Here is a 19,161-nt window from a genome sequence, read left to right as displayed (position 1 = left end):
AGCTCCAGCGGCAAGAATGATGGGTGGCTTCGCGCCTTTCTGCGAGGCAAAAAACGCCTCTACATCAGGAGCTCCATCCCCCTCACATTCTAAGCGAGCCGCTTCCGCTTTTAAATACAAAAAAGCCCATTCATCCCAAATGATCTAGGGACGAATGGACCGCGGTACCACCCTAATTATTTCACAAATAGTGAAATCTCTTTTATCCATTATAACGCCTGGATATAACGCCAAAGCCTACTCCTAAGTTGTTTCGGTTTGGTGCTCAAAAGCCCATTCCATACTGTACAATTACTTGTTCTCACCAACCACAAGCTCTCTGAAATTGCTGCAATATGTACTCTTCTTTCTCATCGCATGCATATGAATTTATTATAATATGGCTCTGTTTTTAACAGCTGAGCGAGCCACTTGCGCTTTTTGAGTAATCCAGCTCCAGTGGCAAGAATACTCGGTGGCTTCGCGCCTTCCAGCGAGGCAAAAAGCGCCTCTACGTCAGGAGCTCCATCCCCCTCGCATTCTGAGCGAGCCACTTGCGCTTTTTATAACAAAATGTTTTGCAAGTAATTATATCATATGGAAAAACGTTTGCAAACTACATCAAAATAGTAAAGCTAATGATCGTAGAGATGAGGCCTAAAAGAACACCTGTAATGCAGATGGGGTATGTCCATGTGAAAGAATACGTTTTATATATTCTTTCTTTTTTATCTATTGCTGATTCTTCTTCTTCAATTAAAGATTCTACCTTTTTATTTGTTCCAAATACTTTTTGGAAAGCGTACATTGTTATGTTGAAAAATCCACTTTGAAATAGAAATAAAAAACCTCCTAAAATAACAAAAAATAATGCAATGTAAAACATGATATTGACAAAATTCAACAAAAATTGAGCTGAAAATAGGAATGCACCAATGCTAGAAACGATTATTGCTAACAATATTAATATACAAGTGTGAGAATAAAGTCTATTCAAAATGTTCCCCTCCGTCAAAATATTACTAGAATTATTATACTATAAAAGTTATAATGAGTACTAGGGATAATTATTTGAAAATTATACGCAATTTTGTATTTTCTTTCAATATGATGGGAGCAATGTTGAGTACCTCATTTACAAAAAATAAAAAAAATAAACATTTTATTAAAAATTTTAACAAAAAAACAAAAAACTATATTCACAATCGTCACATTATATGTATAATGAAAATTGTAGAAACTTGGAGATTATTCTTTCAATTCTGCTTTTTAGCAAGTGGGGGTACAGGAGGTGCAATTAGGGGAGGTAGTATAATATGAAGAAAAAGATACCACTAATACTTGCATCGACATTGACGGTCAGTATGCTTGGTGCTTGTAGTTATCAGCAAGAAGATACGAAAGCGAGTACGAAAGAAGGCAGTGCTTCAGGCAAACAAGTACTAAATTTACCTGAAGCTGCTGAAATTCCGACAATGGATACAACATTATCAACAGATGCGGCATCTTCTAACATAATGAATAACACAATGGAAGGATTATATCGCCTTGGAAAAGACGATAAACTCGTTCCAGGTGTGGCAAAGTCTTATGAGAAAACGGAAGATGGTAAGAAGTACGTATTTAAATTACGTGATGATGCGAAGTGGTCTAATGGGGAACCTGTAACAGCTAAAGACTTTGTATATTCTTGGAGACGAGCTGTCGATTCAAATACAGGTGCAAAATTTGCTTACATATTATTCGATGTAAAGAATGCAGAAAAAATTAATAAAAAAGAGTTGCCAGTTGAAGAACTTGGCGTAAAAGCAATTGATGATCACACACTAGAAGTGGAATTAGACAACCCTGTTCCTTACTTTGTTAGCTTAACGGTATATCCAACATTCTATCCATTAAATGAAAAGTTCGTAAAAGAACAAGGGGATAAATTTGGATTAGAATCTAATACGACGCTCTATAACGGTCCGTTCGTCTTAAATGAGTGGAAACATGAACAAAGTTTCCAGCTTAAGAAAAATGAGACGTACTGGGACAATAAAGTAGTGAAGCTGGAAGAAGTAAACTTCAATATTCTAAAGGATCGTTCAACTGCAATAAATTTATATGAAACAAATGCAATTGATCGTGTCGTATTGACATCAGAATTTGTAGATAAATACAAAAAAGATTCTGATTTCAAGACAATTAAGAAACCTTCCACACAGTTTATTCGTTTAAACGAAAAGAACATGTTCTTAGCGAATAAGAACATCCGTAAAGCAATATCAATGGCCTTTGAACGTGAAAATATCGGGAAAGTTATTTTAAACGATGGTTCACAGGGGATGTACGGTTTTGTTCCGAAAGGTTTAGCGAAAGGACCAAATGGAAAAGACTTCCGTGAAGAAAATGGAAATCTGATCAAAGAAGATATAAAAGAGGCTCAAAAATATTGGGAAGCTGGTAAAAAAGAACTTGGTGTTGATAAAGTAGATTTAGAGTTGCTGAACTTTGATACAGATGATGCTAAGAAAATCGGTGAGTATTTAAAAGGGCAATTTGAAAAGAATTTACCAGGCTTAACAATTTCAATGAAAATGCAGCCATTTGCACAAAAATTAAAACTTGAAGCAAGTGGAGAATATGCAATGTCGTATGCAGGATGGGCCCCAGATTATATGGATCCGATGGCATTCCTAGATATGTATACAACAGGAAATCCGCAAAACAAAGTCAACTATGCAAATCCAGCATATGACGAATTAATTAAGAAGGCAAAAGTAGAGACAGATGTACAATCTCGTTGGGATGCACTGTTGAAAGCTGAAAAACAATTGTTGGATGATGCAGCAATTGCTCCAGTATATCAACCAGGAAAAGCATATTTACAACGCAGCTCTATTACAGGGTTGCTAGAACATAAATATGGTGGCGAATTTAGCTACAAATGGGTTGAAGTCAAAAAATAAAAATGGTTTCCATCATGAATAAGGGTATATGCCTATGATGGGCATATACTCTTATTTAAAAAAATAAAAGTAAGAATATTTCAAACTATCTTATTGCTTTTGAGAAAAATGGGGAGGTGCTTGATTATGGGACGTTATGCATTAAAACGTTTCGTGTACATGGCTTTGACGTTATTTTTAATCACTACGCTGACATTCTTTTTAATGAAATTACTGCCGGGTTCTCCGCTTAAAAACCAAGAGAAATTATCTCCGGCGCAGAAAGAAATCATTTTAGAAAAATATGGTTTGAATGATCCGGTGCCAGTGCAATATGCGCGCTACTTAGGGAACTTAGTAAAAGGTGATTTAGGAGTATCATTCCAGTACGATAACCGTCCTGTAACGGATATGATTGTTGATCGTATTGGACCATCAGCACAGCTTGGTTTCCAGGCGATCGTATTAGGAACATTTATAGGTCTAATTTTAGGGATTATCGCAGCACTTCGTAATAATACATGGGTCGACTACGGGGCAACCATTATTTCTGTACTCGGAATGTCGGTACCATCCTTCGTATTCGCAGCGTTACTACAATATTTTGTAGGGGTAAAACTTGGTTGGTTCCCAGTTGCATTCTGGAAAGGTCCTGAATTTACAGTCATGCCAACGGTTGCTTTATCGATGGCAGTTACTGCGACAATTGCACGTTTCGCTCGTGCGGAGTTAATCGAAGTAATGCAAGCAGATTATATTTTAACAGCAAAAGCAAAAGGAATTAGTCAAGGTGTCATTATTATAAAACATGCACTTCGTAATGCATTGATTCCGGTTGTTACAATTTTAGGACCAATGGTTGCGGGATTAATTACAGGGACGCTTGTTATTGAGCAAATCTATGCTGTACCTGGACTTGGGGAGCAATTCGTTAAATCGATTCAATTGAATGATTATACGGTTATTATGGGAACGACAATTTTCTATAGTGCAATCTTTATTTTAGTAATTTTCATTGTTGATATTTTATACGGAATAATTGATCCTCGTATTCGTTTAGCGGGAGGGAAAAAATGATGAAAGACGTACAAAAATTATCTCCAGATTTATTTCAACCAGCCAATCGAAGCAATGTTGATAATGAAGTCATTGCCCGACCAAGCTTAACGTTTTGGCAAGATGTAAGAAGACGTTTGTTTAAACATAAAGGAGCAATGTTTGGTTTTGTATTGCTTGTCATCATTGCGCTTTTAGCAATTTTTGGACCGATGGTAAGTAAACATTCCTATAAAGACCAAGATTTAGGACGTGCAAAAATGCCGCCGAAAATTCCAGTGATAGAAAATATTCATTGGTTACCATTTGATGGTACAGATCAATATGGTGTTGATCAATATGAGAAACGTGATATTAAAGAGTATTTCTGGTTCGGTACAGATGATCTTGGACGTGACCTTTGGACAAGAACATGGGAAGGAACACGCGTATCATTATATATCGCTCTTTTAGCAGCGGCAATTGACCTAGTAATTGGGGTTGCATACGGAGGTATTTCAGCGTTCTATGGTGGACGAGTGGATAACATTATGCAACGTGTTATGGAAATTATTAACGGTATTCCATATTTAATCATTGTAATCTTAATGGTAATTATTATGGATCCAGGTATTTTATCAATTACATTCGCGATGGCAATTACAGGTTGGATTGGAATGTCGCGGATTGTACGTGGACAAGTATTAAAATTAAAAAACCAAGAGTATGTATTAGCATCTCGTACATTAGGTGCAACAAACACACAATTAATTGTGAAGCACTTAATTCCGAACGTAATGGGACCAATTATCGTTATGACAATGTTTACAATTCCTACAGCGGTGTTTGGTGAAGCATTCTTAAGCTTCATTGGTCTTGGTATTCAGCCGCCAACTGCATCACTTGGTTCTCTTGTAAATGATGGATATAAGTCAATTCAAACATATCCACATATGATGTTCATCCCTGCGGTTGTCATCAGTATGTTAATTTTAGCATTTAACTTAATGGCAGATGGATTACGCGATGCGTTAGATCCAAAAATGCGTAAGTAAACGAGGGAGGAGAAGTGAAAATGAAAACATTGTTAGAGGTAAAAGATTTACAAGTCTCCTTTGATACACATGCTGGTGAAGTACAAGCTGTTCGCGGAGTTACATTTGATTTGAAAAAGGGAGAAACATTAGCGATTGTAGGAGAATCTGGTTCTGGGAAATCAGTTACTTCGAAAGCGCTAATGGGACTCATCCCAAATCCTCCAGGACGTATTAAAAATGGAGAAATTGTCTTTGATGGTCGTGACTTAACAAAATTAACGGAAAAAGAAATGCAGCAAGTACGCGGGAAAGAGATTGCAATGATTTTCCAAGATCCGATGACATCACTAAATCCAACGATGACAATCGGTAATCAAATTATGGAAGGTCTTATTAAACACCAAGGGATGAGCAAAGCGGATGCGCGTAAAGTTGCGTTAGAACTGCTTGATCTTGTTGGAATTCCAAATCCAGAAGCGCGTTTAAAACAATACCCACACCAATTCTCTGGTGGTATGAGACAGCGTGTTGTTATTGCGATGGCATTAGCTTGTAATCCGAAACTATTGATTGCGGATGAGCCGACAACAGCACTTGACGTTACAATTCAAGCACAAATTTTAGAGCTTATGAAGGACATTCAACAGAAAACAGAAGCGGCGATTATTTTCATTACGCATGATTTAGGTGTAGTAGCAAACGTTGCGGACAGAGTTGCTGTTATGTATGCAGGTAAAGTCGTTGAAATTGGTACGGTTGATGAAATTTTCTACAATCCAAAACACCCGTATACATGGGGATTAATCGCATCTATGCCAAGTTTAGATGGCTCAGAAGCAGAGTTATATGCAATTCCTGGAACACCTCCAGATTTATTAAAACCGCCAAAAGGGGATGCATTTGCACCACGTAACCCACAGGCACTAAAAATTGACTTTGAAATGGAACCACCATTCTTTAAAGTTAGTGATACACATTATGCGGCAACATGGTTACTTCATGAGCAAGCACCAGAAGTACAACCGCCAGAAGTCGTTCAAAAACGAATTCTTCAAATGAAAGCAGGTGAACAACATGACTAATCAACGTGAAAAATTAATTGAAGTAAAAAATGTAAAGCAGCACTTCAACGTTAGTGGTGGTGTTGTAAAAGCGGTCAACGACATTTCATTTGATATTTACCGCGGTGAAACATTTGGACTTGTAGGGGAATCTGGTTGCGGAAAATCAACAACTGGAAGAACGATTATCAGGTTATATGATGCAACTGCTGGAGAAGTGCTGTTCGACGGTGAAAATGTACATGGTAAGAAATCACGAGCAGAATTAAAGAAATTTAATCGTAAAATGCAAATGATTTTCCAAGATCCATACGCATCATTAAATCCTCGTATGACAGTTGGGGATATTATTGCAGAAGGCATTGATATTCACGGTTTAGCAAAAAGCAAAAAAGAACGTATAGATCGTGTGCATGAATTATTGAACACAGTTGGGTTAAATAAAGAGCATGCCAATCGTTTCCCGCATGAGTTCTCTGGTGGACAACGTCAACGTATCGGAATTGCTCGTGCACTTGCGGTAGAACCGGAATTTATTATTGCGGATGAACCAATTTCAGCACTTGACGTATCCATTCAGGCGCAAGTTGTAAACTTACTGAAACAACTGCAAAGAGAAAAAGGCTTAACATATTTATTCATTGCCCATGATTTATCGATGGTAAAATACATCAGTGATCGCATTGGTGTTATGTACCGTGGACAAATTGTTGAATTAACAAGCAGTGATGAGCTATACGAGAATCCAATTCATCCGTATACCAAATCACTATTATCAGCAATTCCGCTTCCAGATCCGGATTATGAACGCAATCGTAAGCGTATCGTATATGATCCATCTCAGCATCAATATGGTAATGAAACGCCTACTATGCGAGAAATTCGCCCTGGACATTTTGTTCTTTGTTCAGAAGCAGAATACAAGAAATATAAAGAAATCTATCAATAATAGAAAAGAAGCGGCTGGAGAGGTCGCTTCTTTTTTATATACATACAAATAAGAAAACTGATATAAACCTTTTCTTATTGGATGGGAGAGAGGATTCGCCCAAGCATAGAAGCGGTCAGGTCCTTTTTTCGCCCCATGCCGAGTGAAAACAAAAGGAGAGAAGGAAAAGCTGGAGTAGAGATTTCAGCAATAGAGTGGGGGATGGAAAAATAGTAAATGAAATTTTATCGGCGCAAGTCCAAATATATCGACCGTTCCTCAAAATATATTGGCGTTCCGATAAAGAACAGCACAAAAACAGGTTGGAGAAGGCTTTCTCCAACCTGTTTTTTCTGAATATTAACATTAATATTAAGCTTGAACAGGAGCTGATTCTTCAGAAGTCTCCGGTTTAACAAGGGCATAATTTTCCCATGCTCTGCTTTTCCAGCGGAAGAACATAATGATGGCACGTGTCCATTCATCAATTGCAATGGCTAACCAAATGCCGGGCAGTCCCATGTGCAAATAAAATACAAAAAAGTAGCCAAGTGGTAAACTCATTAATACCATTGAGAATGCGCCAATTAAAACTGGATATTTTGCATCACCAGCAGCCCGCAAGGAATTAATGATGACAATATTCATCGTTCGGCCTGTTTCTAGTAGAATGCTTAATAAAAGAACGGTTGCGCCTAAAGCGATGACATGAGGATTATCTGTAAATAACCCCATTAACTGCGTGCGAAATGTTATGACGAGAATGACCATACATAACGTAACACCAATGGCCCACTTTACACTTTTCCATACACGTACATATGCTTCGTCTTTCTCATTTCCACCGACTAAACGCCCAACAATGATCGCTGTTCCCATTCCGATGGCGATAGCGAATAAGTAAGTAAACATTGAAATATTTGTTGCATACTGTCTTGCAGCTAATGATTCTGCTCCTAAGTATGTCGCATAATATAAAAAGACAATTTGACATGCTTGGTACATAACTTGTTCAAAAGCCGATGGAATACCAATCTTTAAAATCTTGCCGATATATTCTTTTGATAAGGTAATGTAGTAGTTCAACTTCACGCGATATTCCATGACGCGGTATAGTAACCAGAAGAAGACAATGAGTGCGATTAAACGGCTGAAAGATGATGATATAGCAGCACCTTGAACGCCCATTTCTGGAAAACCGAATTTCCCGAAAATAAGTACATAGTTTCCAGCAATATGAAAAATGTTCATTCCTAATGAAATCAACATTGCTTGTTTTGTAAATCCATGAACACGAATAATGGCAGCCAGTGAATTGATAATGGCTTGAAGAAAGATTGCTCCTCCAACAATTGATAAATAATTTTGTGCGTAAGTTAATACGTCACCTTGTAAATTCATCGCCATCATCATATTTTTCGAAAATAAAAGAAAACCGGCGCTTATGATGAGCCCGACTCCTAAGTTTAATGTTACCGCTAAAGCTGATATTTTGGATGCTTCCATATATCGTTTAGAACCAAGGTATTGAGAAACAACAATTGCGGCCCCGTTTCCGATTACTTCTAGTACTAATATTGCGATATGAAGGTATTGATTCGCTGCCCCAACACCTGATACCGCGTCATCTGATAGTGCACTTAGCATAAAAGTATCAGCAATCCCCATTAACATAAAAAGAAAAACCTCTAAAAAAATGGGCCATGTTAAGAAAAATAAATTTAATTTTTCTCCCTGCCCTTTTTTGGACGTAGTCACTGTCATATCATCCCCCACTTTACCGATATCCTTTTTGCAGCAAAATGTATCTTAACACACTTCAGCAACACTTGCATTCATTTTGCAGCTTGGTTATTGAACTACCCCCACCTTCACTTCATTTAGAGGAGGGGGTCTTCTCGGTTGAAATGATAAATATATATTTCGAAAAAATAGGACATATATAAGTACAAATTGAAAAATCAATAAAAATCCTTTTTTTGGTTGGGAGAGAGCGTCCGCTCATGCGTAGAAGCGATCATCCCCTTTTTTCGCCCCATGCCGCATGAAAACAAAAGGAGAAAAGGAGTGGAGATCTTCTTTTATTTTCAAAGCTGTGACTTATATGTTGAAAGATCAAAATGGTGCATATTAGAAGGGAATAATTATACAAAAGATATTATGTGATATAAAATTAATTATACTCTGATAATTTAGATAATTATTAAAACAGGTATATTTAGTATTTCAGGCAGGAAAATAAGTAATATAAAACGTTTACAGAAAATGCTATGGTAACAGAAAATTTTAATAAGATAGAAAAACAAATATACAAATAATATATTTATATGTATAATATGAATTATTAGAACATATAAATATTTCTTTCTGTTTGAAAATGAAAGGGCTAACATTTTTTTAGGGGGATGGAAGGATGAAGAAAAAAGTACCAGTTTTAGTAGCGTCGACATTAGCGATGAGCATGGTTTTAGGAGCATGTAGTTATCAAAAAGATGAGTCGCAAGCGAAAGCAAAAGGGGAAAGCGGCAATAATAATGCGAAACAAGTTATAAATTTAACTGAAACACAAGAAATTCCAACGATGGACACAGCATTATCAGCTGATGCAGTATCATCGCGAGTGATGAATAATACGATGGAAGGGCTATACCGCCTTGATAAAGGGGATAAACTCGTTCCAGGTGTAGCGAAATCAAGTGAAAAATCAGCAGACGGGAAAAAGTATACTTTTAAATTACGCGAAGATGCGAAGTGGTCAAATGGAGATCCTGTAACAGCGAAAGACTTTGTATATGCTTGGCAACGAGCAATTAATCCAGATAAAGCAGCAGTATCAGCATATATTATGTTTGATGTTAAAAACGCACAGAAAATTAATAAAAAAGAAATGACACCAGATCAATTAGGTGTAAAGGCCATTGATGATTATACATTAGAAGTAGAATTAGAGCATCCAGTTCCTTACTTTGAAAACTTAATGATTTATCCACTGTTTTATCCTGTAAATGAAAAGTATGCGAAAGAGCAAGGGGACAAGTTTGGTCTAGAGGCAAATACAACACTATATAATGGACCATTTGTATTAAGTGACTGGAAGCATGAAAGAAGTTTCCAAATAAAGAAAAATCCATCATACTGGGACAATAAAGAAGTGAAGCTAGAAGAAGTGAATTTTAATATTGTAAAAGACATGGCAACATCGATTAACTTATATGATACAAAAGCGATAGACCGTGCTAACTTAAGATCTGAGTTTGTTGATAAATATAAAGGGGATAAAGATTTTAAAACGGCAAATGAAGCTACTGTATCCTATCTTCGTTTCAATCAGAAAAATGAAGCTTTAGCAAATAAAAACATACGTAAAGCAATTTCTCTCGCCTTTGAACGTAAACCACTTGTTGAGACGATTTTAAACAATGGCTCTACTGAAGCAACAGGATTAATTCCAAGCAAATTTATTACAGGGCCAAATAAAAAAGACTTCCGAGCTGAAAATGGGGAGTTAGTAAAAGCAAACGCGAAAGAAGCGAAGAAATATTGGGAAGCTGGTAAAAAAGAATTAGGAAAAGATAAGATTGAGATTGAGCTATTAAATGAAGATGTAGATTTATCTAAGAGAACAGGGGAGTACTTAAAAGGAGAGTTAGAAAAGAACTTACCTGGTTTTACATTGAAAATTAAGCAGCAGCCATTTGCGCAAAAGCTTAAACTTGAAGAAAGTGGAGATTATGAAATGACATTTGCTTTATGGAGTCCAGACTTCCCAGATCCAGTAACTTACCTTGATATGTTTATAACAGATGGCACGCAAAATAAAATGAAATACTCTAATCCGAAATACGATGAAATTATTATGAAAGCGAAGACTGACGGTAGCGATGTACAAGCGCGCTGGAATAGTTTACTTGAAGCAGAAAAAATCCTTATGGATGATGCAGCAATTGCTCCTGTATATCAACGTAGCACGGCTTATTTACAAAAAGGAACAGTTAAAGATATTTATAAGCATAATTATGGCGGAGATTTAAGCTTCAAGTGGGCATCTGTCGGAAAATAATTTAAAAAGAAGCAGGGAATTTCCTGCTTCTTTTTAGTATGTTCGTTTTTTATAAATCCCTTTGCCGCCAACTTGCTTCCATCCAGATTGTACTTCCGCACTTTTATTAACAAATTTCATTTTCTCTTTCCCACCAAATAGCTTTTCACCGATGCTATTCGTAATGACACCAATCAATGCTGTAATTCCGATGACGAGGGCAGCGACAATTGCAAAATCAATAAAAAAAGCAACCATATGAAAATTCCCCCTTTGCCTGTCTGTATCATTATTGTATGAGAAAAAAAGTTAAAAAGAAAGAAAAGTTAGAAAATAATTATTTTACTTAAAAATAGTCTAGACAATAATAATGAGGTTTGATAAAATCAACAAGAACAAACGTTCCTTTTTCGTGGCTGTTTTACATAGCGGTAAGTCTTACATTTCACCATTGTTTTATCAGAAAAAGGTAATAAAGCGCTATCGGAAACATGTGGTGAAGTACATTATATGAAAGAGAGTCTATCAAAAAAATAGTTCTAAAGGCGTATACGAATGGGATATAGGGCTTATGTCTTCAAGTATTTATGCCAGCTTTACTGGTCCTAAGCAACAGTTAAAGACATATGGTGTTTTCCCTATTAATAAGGAAATTTACTGTGTATTTCTTTCTGAATCTATTGTATAATGATTATAGAAGTTACTTATTTAAAGTAATTGTTGTTTATTAAAAGTTGCTTGCTCATAAGTTGTTGTTTACATCGAAAGCAATTTTTCATTTTGTTGTAAGACAAGTCATAGTGAAGAATTGCTGGGAAATAGAAATTCAAACTGTAATTAGTACAGAATCTGTACTCTTTAAGGAGAGTGAGTCTTGTATGGTAACACTATATAGTTCTCCAAGTTGTACGTCTTGTAGAAAGGCGAAATTATGGCTAGAGGAAAATCATATTCCCTATACAGAACGTAATATTTTCTCAGATCCATTAACGATTGAGGAAATTAAAGAAATTTTACGCATGACAGAAAGCGGAACGGATGAGATTATTTCAACTCGTTCGAAAGTTTTCCAAGAGTTAAACGTTAACTTAGAATCTTTACCACTTCAAGATTTATATAAGATGATTCGTGACTACCCAGGCATTTTACGTCGTCCTATTATGATTGACGAAAAACGTCTTCAAGTAGGTTATAACGAAGATGAAATTCGTCGTTTCTTACCACGTACAGTAAGAACATTTCAGTTACGTGAGGCACAGCGTCTTGTAAATTAACAATAAAAGTTTTGTATATGAAAACCTTCTACTTTACAGTAGAAGGTTTTTGCATACATATATTCATTATTTGTCTCAGTATTTGTAGATAACTCCATTTTGATTTTTCGACATATTAGCTGCGGCTATGAAAACAAAAACAGTTCTCCACTTATTTCCTCTTTTTGTTTTTTACATGGTATGGGGCGAAAAAAGGAACTGACCGCTTCTATGCATGGCCGGATGCTCTCTTCCACCCAAAAAGAATGGTTTAATTTTGGTTTTTTAATTTGGATTTATATAAATCTATATCAAATCAAGAAATACAAGTTTTACTTTACATTCCCTAATTTGATATGCTGAACAATAAACCCGATTGTTAATACTGTGAAAATAAAGAGGAAGGGTATACTTGTTGCAAAGGCCGGGTTATGCTGGAAAAAGTTCGCAAGTCTCGCTTCATGGGTGATCATTCTGCCAGCCGTGTAAGCAAGAACTGCTCCTCCGCAATAAATGAGAAAAGGAAACCGCTCCATAAATAGTAAGATGAGTTTGCTTCCCCAAATAATAATAGGGATAGAAATTAATAATCCGATAATTACGAGTGTAAAATTCCCATGAGCCGCTCCAGCAATCGCAAGGACATTATCAAAACCCATAACGAGATCGGCAAATACAATTGTACGGATTGCTTGAAATAATGTCGTTTTTCCTTGTATAGAAGAAAGATCATTATTATTGTCGGTTAGTAAATTTACGGCAATCAGTGTAAGTAGGATGCCGCCAATAAGTTGTAAGAAGGGAATATCGAGTAAGTATACAGCAAGTATTGTAAGGAGAATTCGCAGCACGATTGCTAGGACCGTACCAATAAAAATAGCTTTATTCCGTTTAGATTCAGGTAAGTTTCGGCTTGCAAGCGCAATTACAATTGCGTTATCACCGCCTAGTACAACATCGATACCGACAATCATTAGTATAGATGTCAAAAAATCTAACTCCATCATTTTGCCTCCATTTATTCTGTTTTAATCAGTAATATAGGTGCAGTTGTATGTATGAAACGAAAAAGCTTGACCAGCTCTATTACAATTGTACGGCGCTAGGTGGAATTGTATGTCCGATTTTTTATTAAGAAGGAATGAGGGAATTTATATCGCAAGTGTATATAATGGAATATATAAGAGGAAGGAAGTATGATGTATTAGCATAGAATAATCTAGGCGAATGACTGTTTTTCTAAAATGAAACGATTTTATTTCCATTCTGGAGAATCTTATCATAAAATGAAAGTACAAGAATCTATTGATTTGTCATATGAGTGGGGAATCCCTTCATAACAATTCCGAATAGGAAGGGAGAGTTGGATTTTGGACATTGAAAGAATTAACGATCATACGATGAAGTTTTTTATTACGTACGTTGATATAGAAGATAGAGGGTTTAATCGAGAAGAGATTTGGTCCAGTCGTGAACGAAGCGAACAATTATTTTGGGAAATGATGGATGAAGCTCGCGATCATGATGATTTCTTTATTGATGGGCCACTATGGATCCAAGTACAGGCGATGGATAAAGGCATTGAAGTACTTGTAACGAAAGCACAGCTTTCAAAAGATGGACAAAAATTAGAATTACCAATAGGTCTAGATAAAATCATTGATATTCCTCTAGATGAGCGGATTGAATCACTATTTCAACAGGAGTTAGAGGAAGAGATGGAAGCGGGAACAAACTTTAACGAAGATGGAACATTTGGTTTTTTAATTAAATTTGATGATTTTGAAGACGTTATTTCGTTAAGTCATCGTCTTATATTTGAAGATATAAAAGATGAATTGTATTCGTTTGAAGACCGCTATTATGTATATGTTGAATTTGATGAAGTGCTACACGATGAAGAAGAAATTGACCGTATTTTAAGTATTATTTTAGAATATGGGGAAGAGTCTACTTTAACGGTTCACCGTGTAAGTGAGTACGGTAAACAGGTTGTTAAAGAACGCGCACTTGAGACGATTCGCAGTCATTTTTCTCCTAAAACGTAGGCCGATTTCAATATTATGAAATCGGCTTTTTATATGATGGGTATGATAAGAGTAGAAAAGCTATGTAAGTAAGGGGGGTAGGAATGAAAAATACATTAAAGTTACTTTTCTTTTTTCTAGGTTTATTCGCAGTGTTTGTTTCGTTACGAATGTTTATTGATGTAGCATTTTATTCGGATGTTATAGGCATAAAAGATATTTCGTTTTTAGGAATTATAAGTATTGTATTTACTATTTCTGCATTTTTAATTGGCTGTGTTATTTTCTTGGAAAATCGGCATCCATCTAAAACATTGACATGGTTAATTGTACTCGGTATTTTTCCTGTATTTGGTTTCTTTGCGTATTTATTGTTTGGACAAAACTTCCGCAGAAAACGAATGTTTCAAAAGAAGGCTCTTTTGGATGAACAAGCTTTCTTACAGTACAAAGGACATGAAGATTATCAAGAACGCATTTTACAGAATCATAAACATCAAGAACTGCTATTTCATTTAGCGGATCGGCTTGGTGCGTTAAATATTTCATTTCAGACAGAAACAAAAGTGTTAACGAATGGGGATGAAACGTTTCAAGCGATTTTAGCAGGATTGCAAAAAGCGAAGCATCATATCCATATGGAATATTATATTGTACGTGATGACAAGCTTGGTACACAAATTAAAGACATTTTAATTCAGAAGGCGCAGGAAGGTGTTACCGTCCGTTTTTTATATGATGCGGTTGGAAGTTTTAAGCTGTCAAATGCTTATATTGATGAATTAAACGATGCAGGTGTCGAGATGATTCCTTTCTTTCCAGTGCGTTTTCCGATTTTGAACGATAAAATTAATTATCGAAATCATCGAAAAATCGTTGTCATTGATGGGAATGAAGGTTTTGTGGGCGGACTGAATATTGGTGATGAGTATTTAGGGAAAAATAAATATTTTGGATTTTGGCGAGATACGCATTTGTATTTACGAGGTGAGGCCGTTCAAAGCCTGCAGCTCATATTCATACAAGACTGGTTTTATATGACAGGGGAAGCAGTATTAGCACCTGAATATTTACAGGCGGAAGCAGTGGATGGAGATCATTGGGGTGGTGTCCAACTTGTCGCAGGTGGGCCAGATAATAAATGGGAGACAATTAAGCATCTTTATTTTGCAATGATCGCTTCGGCAAGGAAGTCTATATGGATTGCTACACCTTATTTTATTCCAGATGATGATATTTTATCTGCATTAAAAGTAGCAGCTCTTGCGGGCATTGATGTCCGTTTATTAATGCCGAGTAAACCGGATAAACGAACGGTGTTTTATGCATCAAGGTCTTATTTTCCAGAGTTATTAGATGCAGGGGTAAAGGTATACGAATATGAAAAAGGTTTCCTTCACAGTAAAATTGTCATTGTCGATTCTGATTTAGCATCAATTGGGACAGCGAATATGGATATGAGAAGCTTTCATTTAAACTTTGAGGTGAATGCCTTTTTATATGATACGGATAGTATTCGAAAGCTTGTTAAGGATTTTGAGGAGGATTTACAAGAATCCAGTGAAATTCATGTGGATCATTTTCATAAACGTCGCCTTCATAGGCGAATTGTAGAATCGGCATATCGTTTATTATCACCTTTATTATGAGGAGGATGTTCTTACAAGGACGTCCTCTTTTTATCTAAAAAGGAATTTGTAATAAATTGTAGAATACAAAGCGTTATAGAAAGGATGTGGTATTATGTTTGTTGCAAGGAGAGAAAATGGAGGGAAAGTTCACCTTCTTGAAAGCTGCAATGAAAAGGAGCTACTTGCAATGCGAAAGAAGGAACGCTTTTTTTGCCCGATTTGCAGGCGAGAGGTGCAGCTCAAGTTAGGGAAGCAAAAGAGATGGCATTTTGCTCATAAAAAATTAAATCAGTGCCTCGTTTCATCTGAGCCTGAATCCGCTTATCATATGCGCGGGAAGGAACAGTTATATAGATGGCTCAAGTCGCAAGGATTTCATGTAAAAATCGAACATTACCTCCCAGAGATTCGCCAAAGACCCGATCTGTTTATTGAAATGAAAGGAAGACGGATTGCAATTGAATATCAATGTGCCTCTTTATCCATTGAGCAGTTATTAAAACGAACGCGTTCCTATTGGGAAATAGGGATACAAATCATTTGGATATTAGGTGGAAATCAACTGAAAAGGCACTCTGCTTATTGGATCTCATTATCCTCGTTTCATTTTCTCTGCATACAATCTTATCCTCAGCCTTCACTTCTCTTTTTTTGTCCAAATAAAAAATCATTTCTGAAATGCGAACTTCTTACCCCGTTTTCTGCAAAGGTTTATTTTTCACAGATCATGTATTTCCCGGTACGTACCGTTACTTTTGAGAAACTCTTTTGCCAAGCACCAATTACGAAAGAACGATTGGAGCGGGAATGGCAGAATAAAAAGACCTACTTTCGAACGAATGTCCTTCCAATATGGAATTATAGTCATAAATTACTTTTACATCTTCTATATCAATATCACCTTTCTCCCTCTTGTTTTCCATCTGAAATTGGTGTCCCTCTTCCATCTGCATTTGCATTTCAAACACATCCTTTTGTATGGCAGGCTTTTATTTGTATAGACTTTATTGGCAAATTTAAAATTGGAGAATATTTTTCATTACATGCTGTTTTTTACTATGTAAATAAAAAGCGTAGTATTCAGAGGCGCACGTTACCATATTTTTCGCAACATGTATGGCAATTGGCAATCATAGAGTATGTAACGTTTTTATGTAAAGCGGGAATGATTGAAAAGGTGGATGTGCATAAGTACCGAAAAATAAGGCGATTTATGATGCCGAAAACAGAAGGGGAAATCAAAGAATACGATGCGATTTGTTTGTCGCATGCGCTATCTTTATTCGAAACAAAGTACAACATGGGAAAAGGAAAAGCGGATATAATAAAGGAGTATCCTGAAGGAATTACATAAGCAGAATCGAATTGTACTAGTAGAGATTAAAAGGGGGTTTTTATTGATGTCTAATCAAAAAACAGCAAAAACATTGCCAGACCGCAGTGAGATTGAAGAAATGAACACATGGCGTTTGGAAGATGTTTTCCAAACTGATGAAGAATGGGAAAAAGAATTTCAAGCAGTAAAAGAATTACTACCAAAGTTAACTGAATTTAAGGGGAAACTTGGTGATTCTGCGGATTCATTATTAGCGGCTTTACAATATGAAGATGAAGTCTCAATGAGATTAGGAAAATTATATACATATGCTCATATGCGTTACGATCAAGATACAACAAATTCTGCTTATCAAGCGCTAAATGATCGAGCAACAAACTTATATTCTCAAGCGTCCAGCAGCATGGCGTATATCGTTCCTGAAATTTTAACAATTTCAGAAGAACAATTACAGTCGTTCTTACAAGAAAATAAAGAATTAAGTGTGTATGAACATGCGTTAGAAGAAATTACACGTCAGCGTCCGCATGTACTGTCAGAGGCGGAAGAAGCATTGTTAGCAGAAGCATCTGAAGTTATGAGTGCATCAAGTAATACATTTGGTATGCTTAATAATGCGGATTTAAAATTCCCATCTATTAAAGATGAAAATGGTGAAGAAGTAGAAGTAACACATGGCCGTTATATTCAATTTTTAGAAAGCGATGATCGTCGTGTTCGTCATGATGCATTCCATGCTGTTTTTGAAACGTATGGGAAATATAAAAATACATTTGCAAGCACACTTAGTGGTGCAGTGAAACGTAATAATTTCAACGCGCGCGTTCGTAAATACGATTCTGCACGCCAAGCTGCGTTAAGCAATAATAACATACCTGAAACAGTATATGACCAACTTGTCGAAACAGTAAATGATAACTTACATTTATTGCACCGTTATATTGATATTCGTAAACGTGCACTAGGTCTTGATGAACTGCATATGTACGATTTATATACACCACTTGTACCAGAAGTGAAAATGAATGTGAAATATGAAGAGGCACAAGAGATTCTGTTGAAATCTTTAAACGTCCTTGGTGATGAGTATGTTGAGATTTTGAAAGAAGCATATGAAAATCGCTGGGTAGATGTATATGAAAACAAAGGAAAACGAAGCGGTGCGTATTCATCTGGTGCATATGGAACAAATCCGTATATTTTAATGAACTGGCATGATAATGTAAATAATTTATTTACACTTGCACATGAGTTTGGTCATTCTGTGCATAGCTACTATACAAGAAAAACACAGCCACATGTATATGGTGACTATTCCATATTCGTTGCGGAAGTTGCATCAACTTGTAACGAAGCAATTTTAAATGATTACTTATTAAAAACGACAGAAGATAAGAAAGAACGTTTATATTTATTAAATCATTATTTAGAAGGATTCCGCGGAACTGTATTCCGTCAAACGATGTTTGCTGAATTTGAACATATCATTCATAAAAAGGTACAAGAAGGCCATGCAGTAACGCCAGATATGTTAACAGAGATTTACTATGATTTAAATAAAAGATACTTTGGCGATGCTTTAGTCATCGATAAAGAAATTGGTTTAGAGTGGTCTCGTATTCCGCACTTCTATTACAACTATTATGTTTATCAATATGCAACAGGATTTAGTGCGGCAACAGCCTTATCAAAGCAAATTTTAGAAGAAGGACAACCAGCAGTAGAACGTTATATTAACGAATTCTTAAAAGCTGGAAGCTCCGACTATCCAATTGAAGTATTGAAAAAAGCAGGAGTAGATATGGCATCACCAGAGCCTGTTAAAGAGGCATTACAAGTATTTGAAGAGAAGTTAAATGAATTAGAAGCGCTATTATTTGAAGGTAAATAATAGCGAAAGAGGGA

16 protein-coding genes and 1 other annotated feature are annotated in these 19,161 nt (G+C 36.1%); of the genes, 12 read left to right on the top strand and 4 right to left on the bottom strand.

All coding sequences use genetic code 11. The features are described from left to right. Positions 1–143: 143 nt before the first annotated feature. Positions 144–363 (bottom strand) — a binding site (T-box leader). Between the two features lie 232 nt (positions 364–595). Beyond that, the gene (locus C568_RS0107615) at positions 596–931 is read right to left on the bottom strand and encodes a DUF3899 domain-containing protein (protein WP_371388987.1); all 336 of its coding nucleotides are present in this window, start codon (positions 929–931) and stop codon (positions 596–598) included. Between the two features lie 155 nt (positions 932–1,086). Here C568_RS0107615 and C568_RS36390 point away from each other — a divergent pair, with 155 nt between their 5' ends. The 6 genes from C568_RS36390 (at position 1,087) to C568_RS0107585 (ending at position 6,991) form a co-directional block, all read left to right on the top strand. Next, positions 1,087–1,299: a hypothetical protein gene (locus tag C568_RS36390; RefSeq protein WP_029427038.1), complete on the top strand. Its 213-nt coding sequence runs from the start codon at positions 1,087–1,089 to the stop codon at positions 1,297–1,299. After that, complete coding sequence (locus C568_RS0107605; protein ID WP_018781160.1) at positions 1,296–2,930, top strand: peptide ABC transporter substrate-binding protein; 1,635 nt, start codon at positions 1,296–1,298, stop codon at positions 2,928–2,930. The genes C568_RS36390 and C568_RS0107605 overlap by 4 nt, the downstream gene beginning before the upstream one ends. Before the next feature lie 126 nt (positions 2,931–3,056). After that, positions 3,057–3,986, top strand: coding sequence for an oligopeptide ABC transporter permease (gene opp3b, locus C568_RS0107600; RefSeq protein ID WP_003195920.1), 930 nt, complete (start codon positions 3,057–3,059; stop codon positions 3,984–3,986). Then, positions 3,983–4,999 (top strand): oligopeptide ABC transporter permease, encoded by a 1,017-nt coding sequence (gene opp3C / locus C568_RS0107595; RefSeq protein ID WP_018781159.1) that lies wholly within the window; start codon positions 3,983–3,985, stop codon positions 4,997–4,999. Before opp3b ends, opp3C begins: the two co-directional genes overlap by 4 nt. 20 nt (positions 5,000–5,019) lie before the next feature. Continuing rightward, the gene (locus C568_RS0107590) at positions 5,020–6,063 is read left to right on the top strand and encodes an ABC transporter ATP-binding protein (protein WP_018764007.1); all 1,044 of its coding nucleotides are present in this window, start codon (positions 5,020–5,022) and stop codon (positions 6,061–6,063) included. Then, the gene (locus C568_RS0107585) at positions 6,056–6,991 is read left to right on the top strand and encodes an ABC transporter ATP-binding protein (protein WP_018781158.1); all 936 of its coding nucleotides are present in this window, start codon (positions 6,056–6,058) and stop codon (positions 6,989–6,991) included. The genes C568_RS0107590 and C568_RS0107585 overlap by 8 nt, the downstream gene beginning before the upstream one ends. Before the next feature lie 351 nt (positions 6,992–7,342). Here C568_RS0107585 and C568_RS0107580 read toward each other — a convergent pair whose 3' ends face one another. After that, positions 7,343–8,734: an MATE family efflux transporter gene (locus C568_RS0107580; protein WP_018781157.1), complete on the bottom strand. Its 1,392-nt coding sequence runs from the start codon at positions 8,732–8,734 to the stop codon at positions 7,343–7,345. A gap of 649 nt (positions 8,735–9,383) precedes the next feature. Here C568_RS0107580 and C568_RS0107570 point away from each other — a divergent pair. Continuing rightward, positions 9,384–11,030 carry a peptide ABC transporter substrate-binding protein gene (locus C568_RS0107570; protein ID WP_006093963.1) on the top strand — a complete coding sequence of 549 codons (1,647 nt, stop codon included), beginning with the start codon at positions 9,384–9,386 and terminating at the stop codon, positions 11,028–11,030. A 33-nt stretch (positions 11,031–11,063) separates the two neighbouring features. Here C568_RS0107570 and C568_RS0107565 read toward each other — a convergent pair whose 3' ends face one another. Beyond that, entirely contained in the window at positions 11,064–11,267 is a 204-nt protein-coding gene (locus C568_RS0107565) for a hypothetical protein (protein WP_018781155.1), read from the bottom strand. 620 nt (positions 11,268–11,887) lie between these two features. Between C568_RS0107565 and spx the strand changes: the two genes are divergently transcribed. After that, positions 11,888–12,283, top strand: coding sequence for a transcriptional regulator Spx (gene spx / locus C568_RS0107560; protein WP_000258267.1), 396 nt, complete (start codon positions 11,888–11,890; stop codon positions 12,281–12,283). 311 nt (positions 12,284–12,594) lie between these two features. Here spx and C568_RS0107555 read toward each other — a convergent pair whose 3' ends face one another. Next, the gene (locus C568_RS0107555; protein WP_018764011.1) at positions 12,595–13,266 is read right to left on the bottom strand and encodes a TerC family protein; all 672 of its coding nucleotides are present in this window, start codon (positions 13,264–13,266) and stop codon (positions 12,595–12,597) included. Positions 13,267–13,632: 366 nt separating this feature from the next. Between C568_RS0107555 and mecA the strand changes: the two genes are divergently transcribed. From mecA to pepF, 4 genes are all read left to right on the top strand, one after another. Next, complete coding sequence (gene mecA / locus C568_RS0107550; protein WP_003195931.1) at positions 13,633–14,310, top strand: adaptor protein MecA; 678 nt, start codon at positions 13,633–13,635, stop codon at positions 14,308–14,310. Positions 14,311–14,393: 83 nt separating this feature from the next. Continuing rightward, positions 14,394–15,938 carry a cardiolipin synthase gene (gene cls, locus C568_RS0107545; protein WP_018781154.1) on the top strand — a complete coding sequence of 515 codons (1,545 nt, stop codon included), beginning with the start codon at positions 14,394–14,396 and terminating at the stop codon, positions 15,936–15,938. A gap of 94 nt (positions 15,939–16,032) precedes the next feature. Continuing rightward, complete coding sequence (locus tag C568_RS0107540; RefSeq protein ID WP_018781153.1) at positions 16,033–17,274, top strand: competence protein CoiA; 1,242 nt, start codon at positions 16,033–16,035, stop codon at positions 17,272–17,274. Between the two features lie 46 nt (positions 17,275–17,320). Beyond that, complete coding sequence (gene pepF, locus C568_RS0107535; RefSeq protein ID WP_018781152.1) at positions 17,321–19,147, top strand: oligoendopeptidase F; 1,827 nt, start codon at positions 17,321–17,323, stop codon at positions 19,145–19,147. Positions 19,148–19,161 lie beyond the last annotated feature (14 nt).

The organism is Bacillus sp. 95MFCvi2.1 (assembly GCF_000374965.1).
Classification (GTDB): Bacteria; Bacillota; Bacilli; order Bacillales; family Bacillaceae_G; genus Bacillus_A; species Bacillus_A pseudomycoides.
The sequence above is the reverse complement of the archived record's forward strand: the minus strand, read 5'-3'. Positions and strand labels throughout refer to the sequence as shown.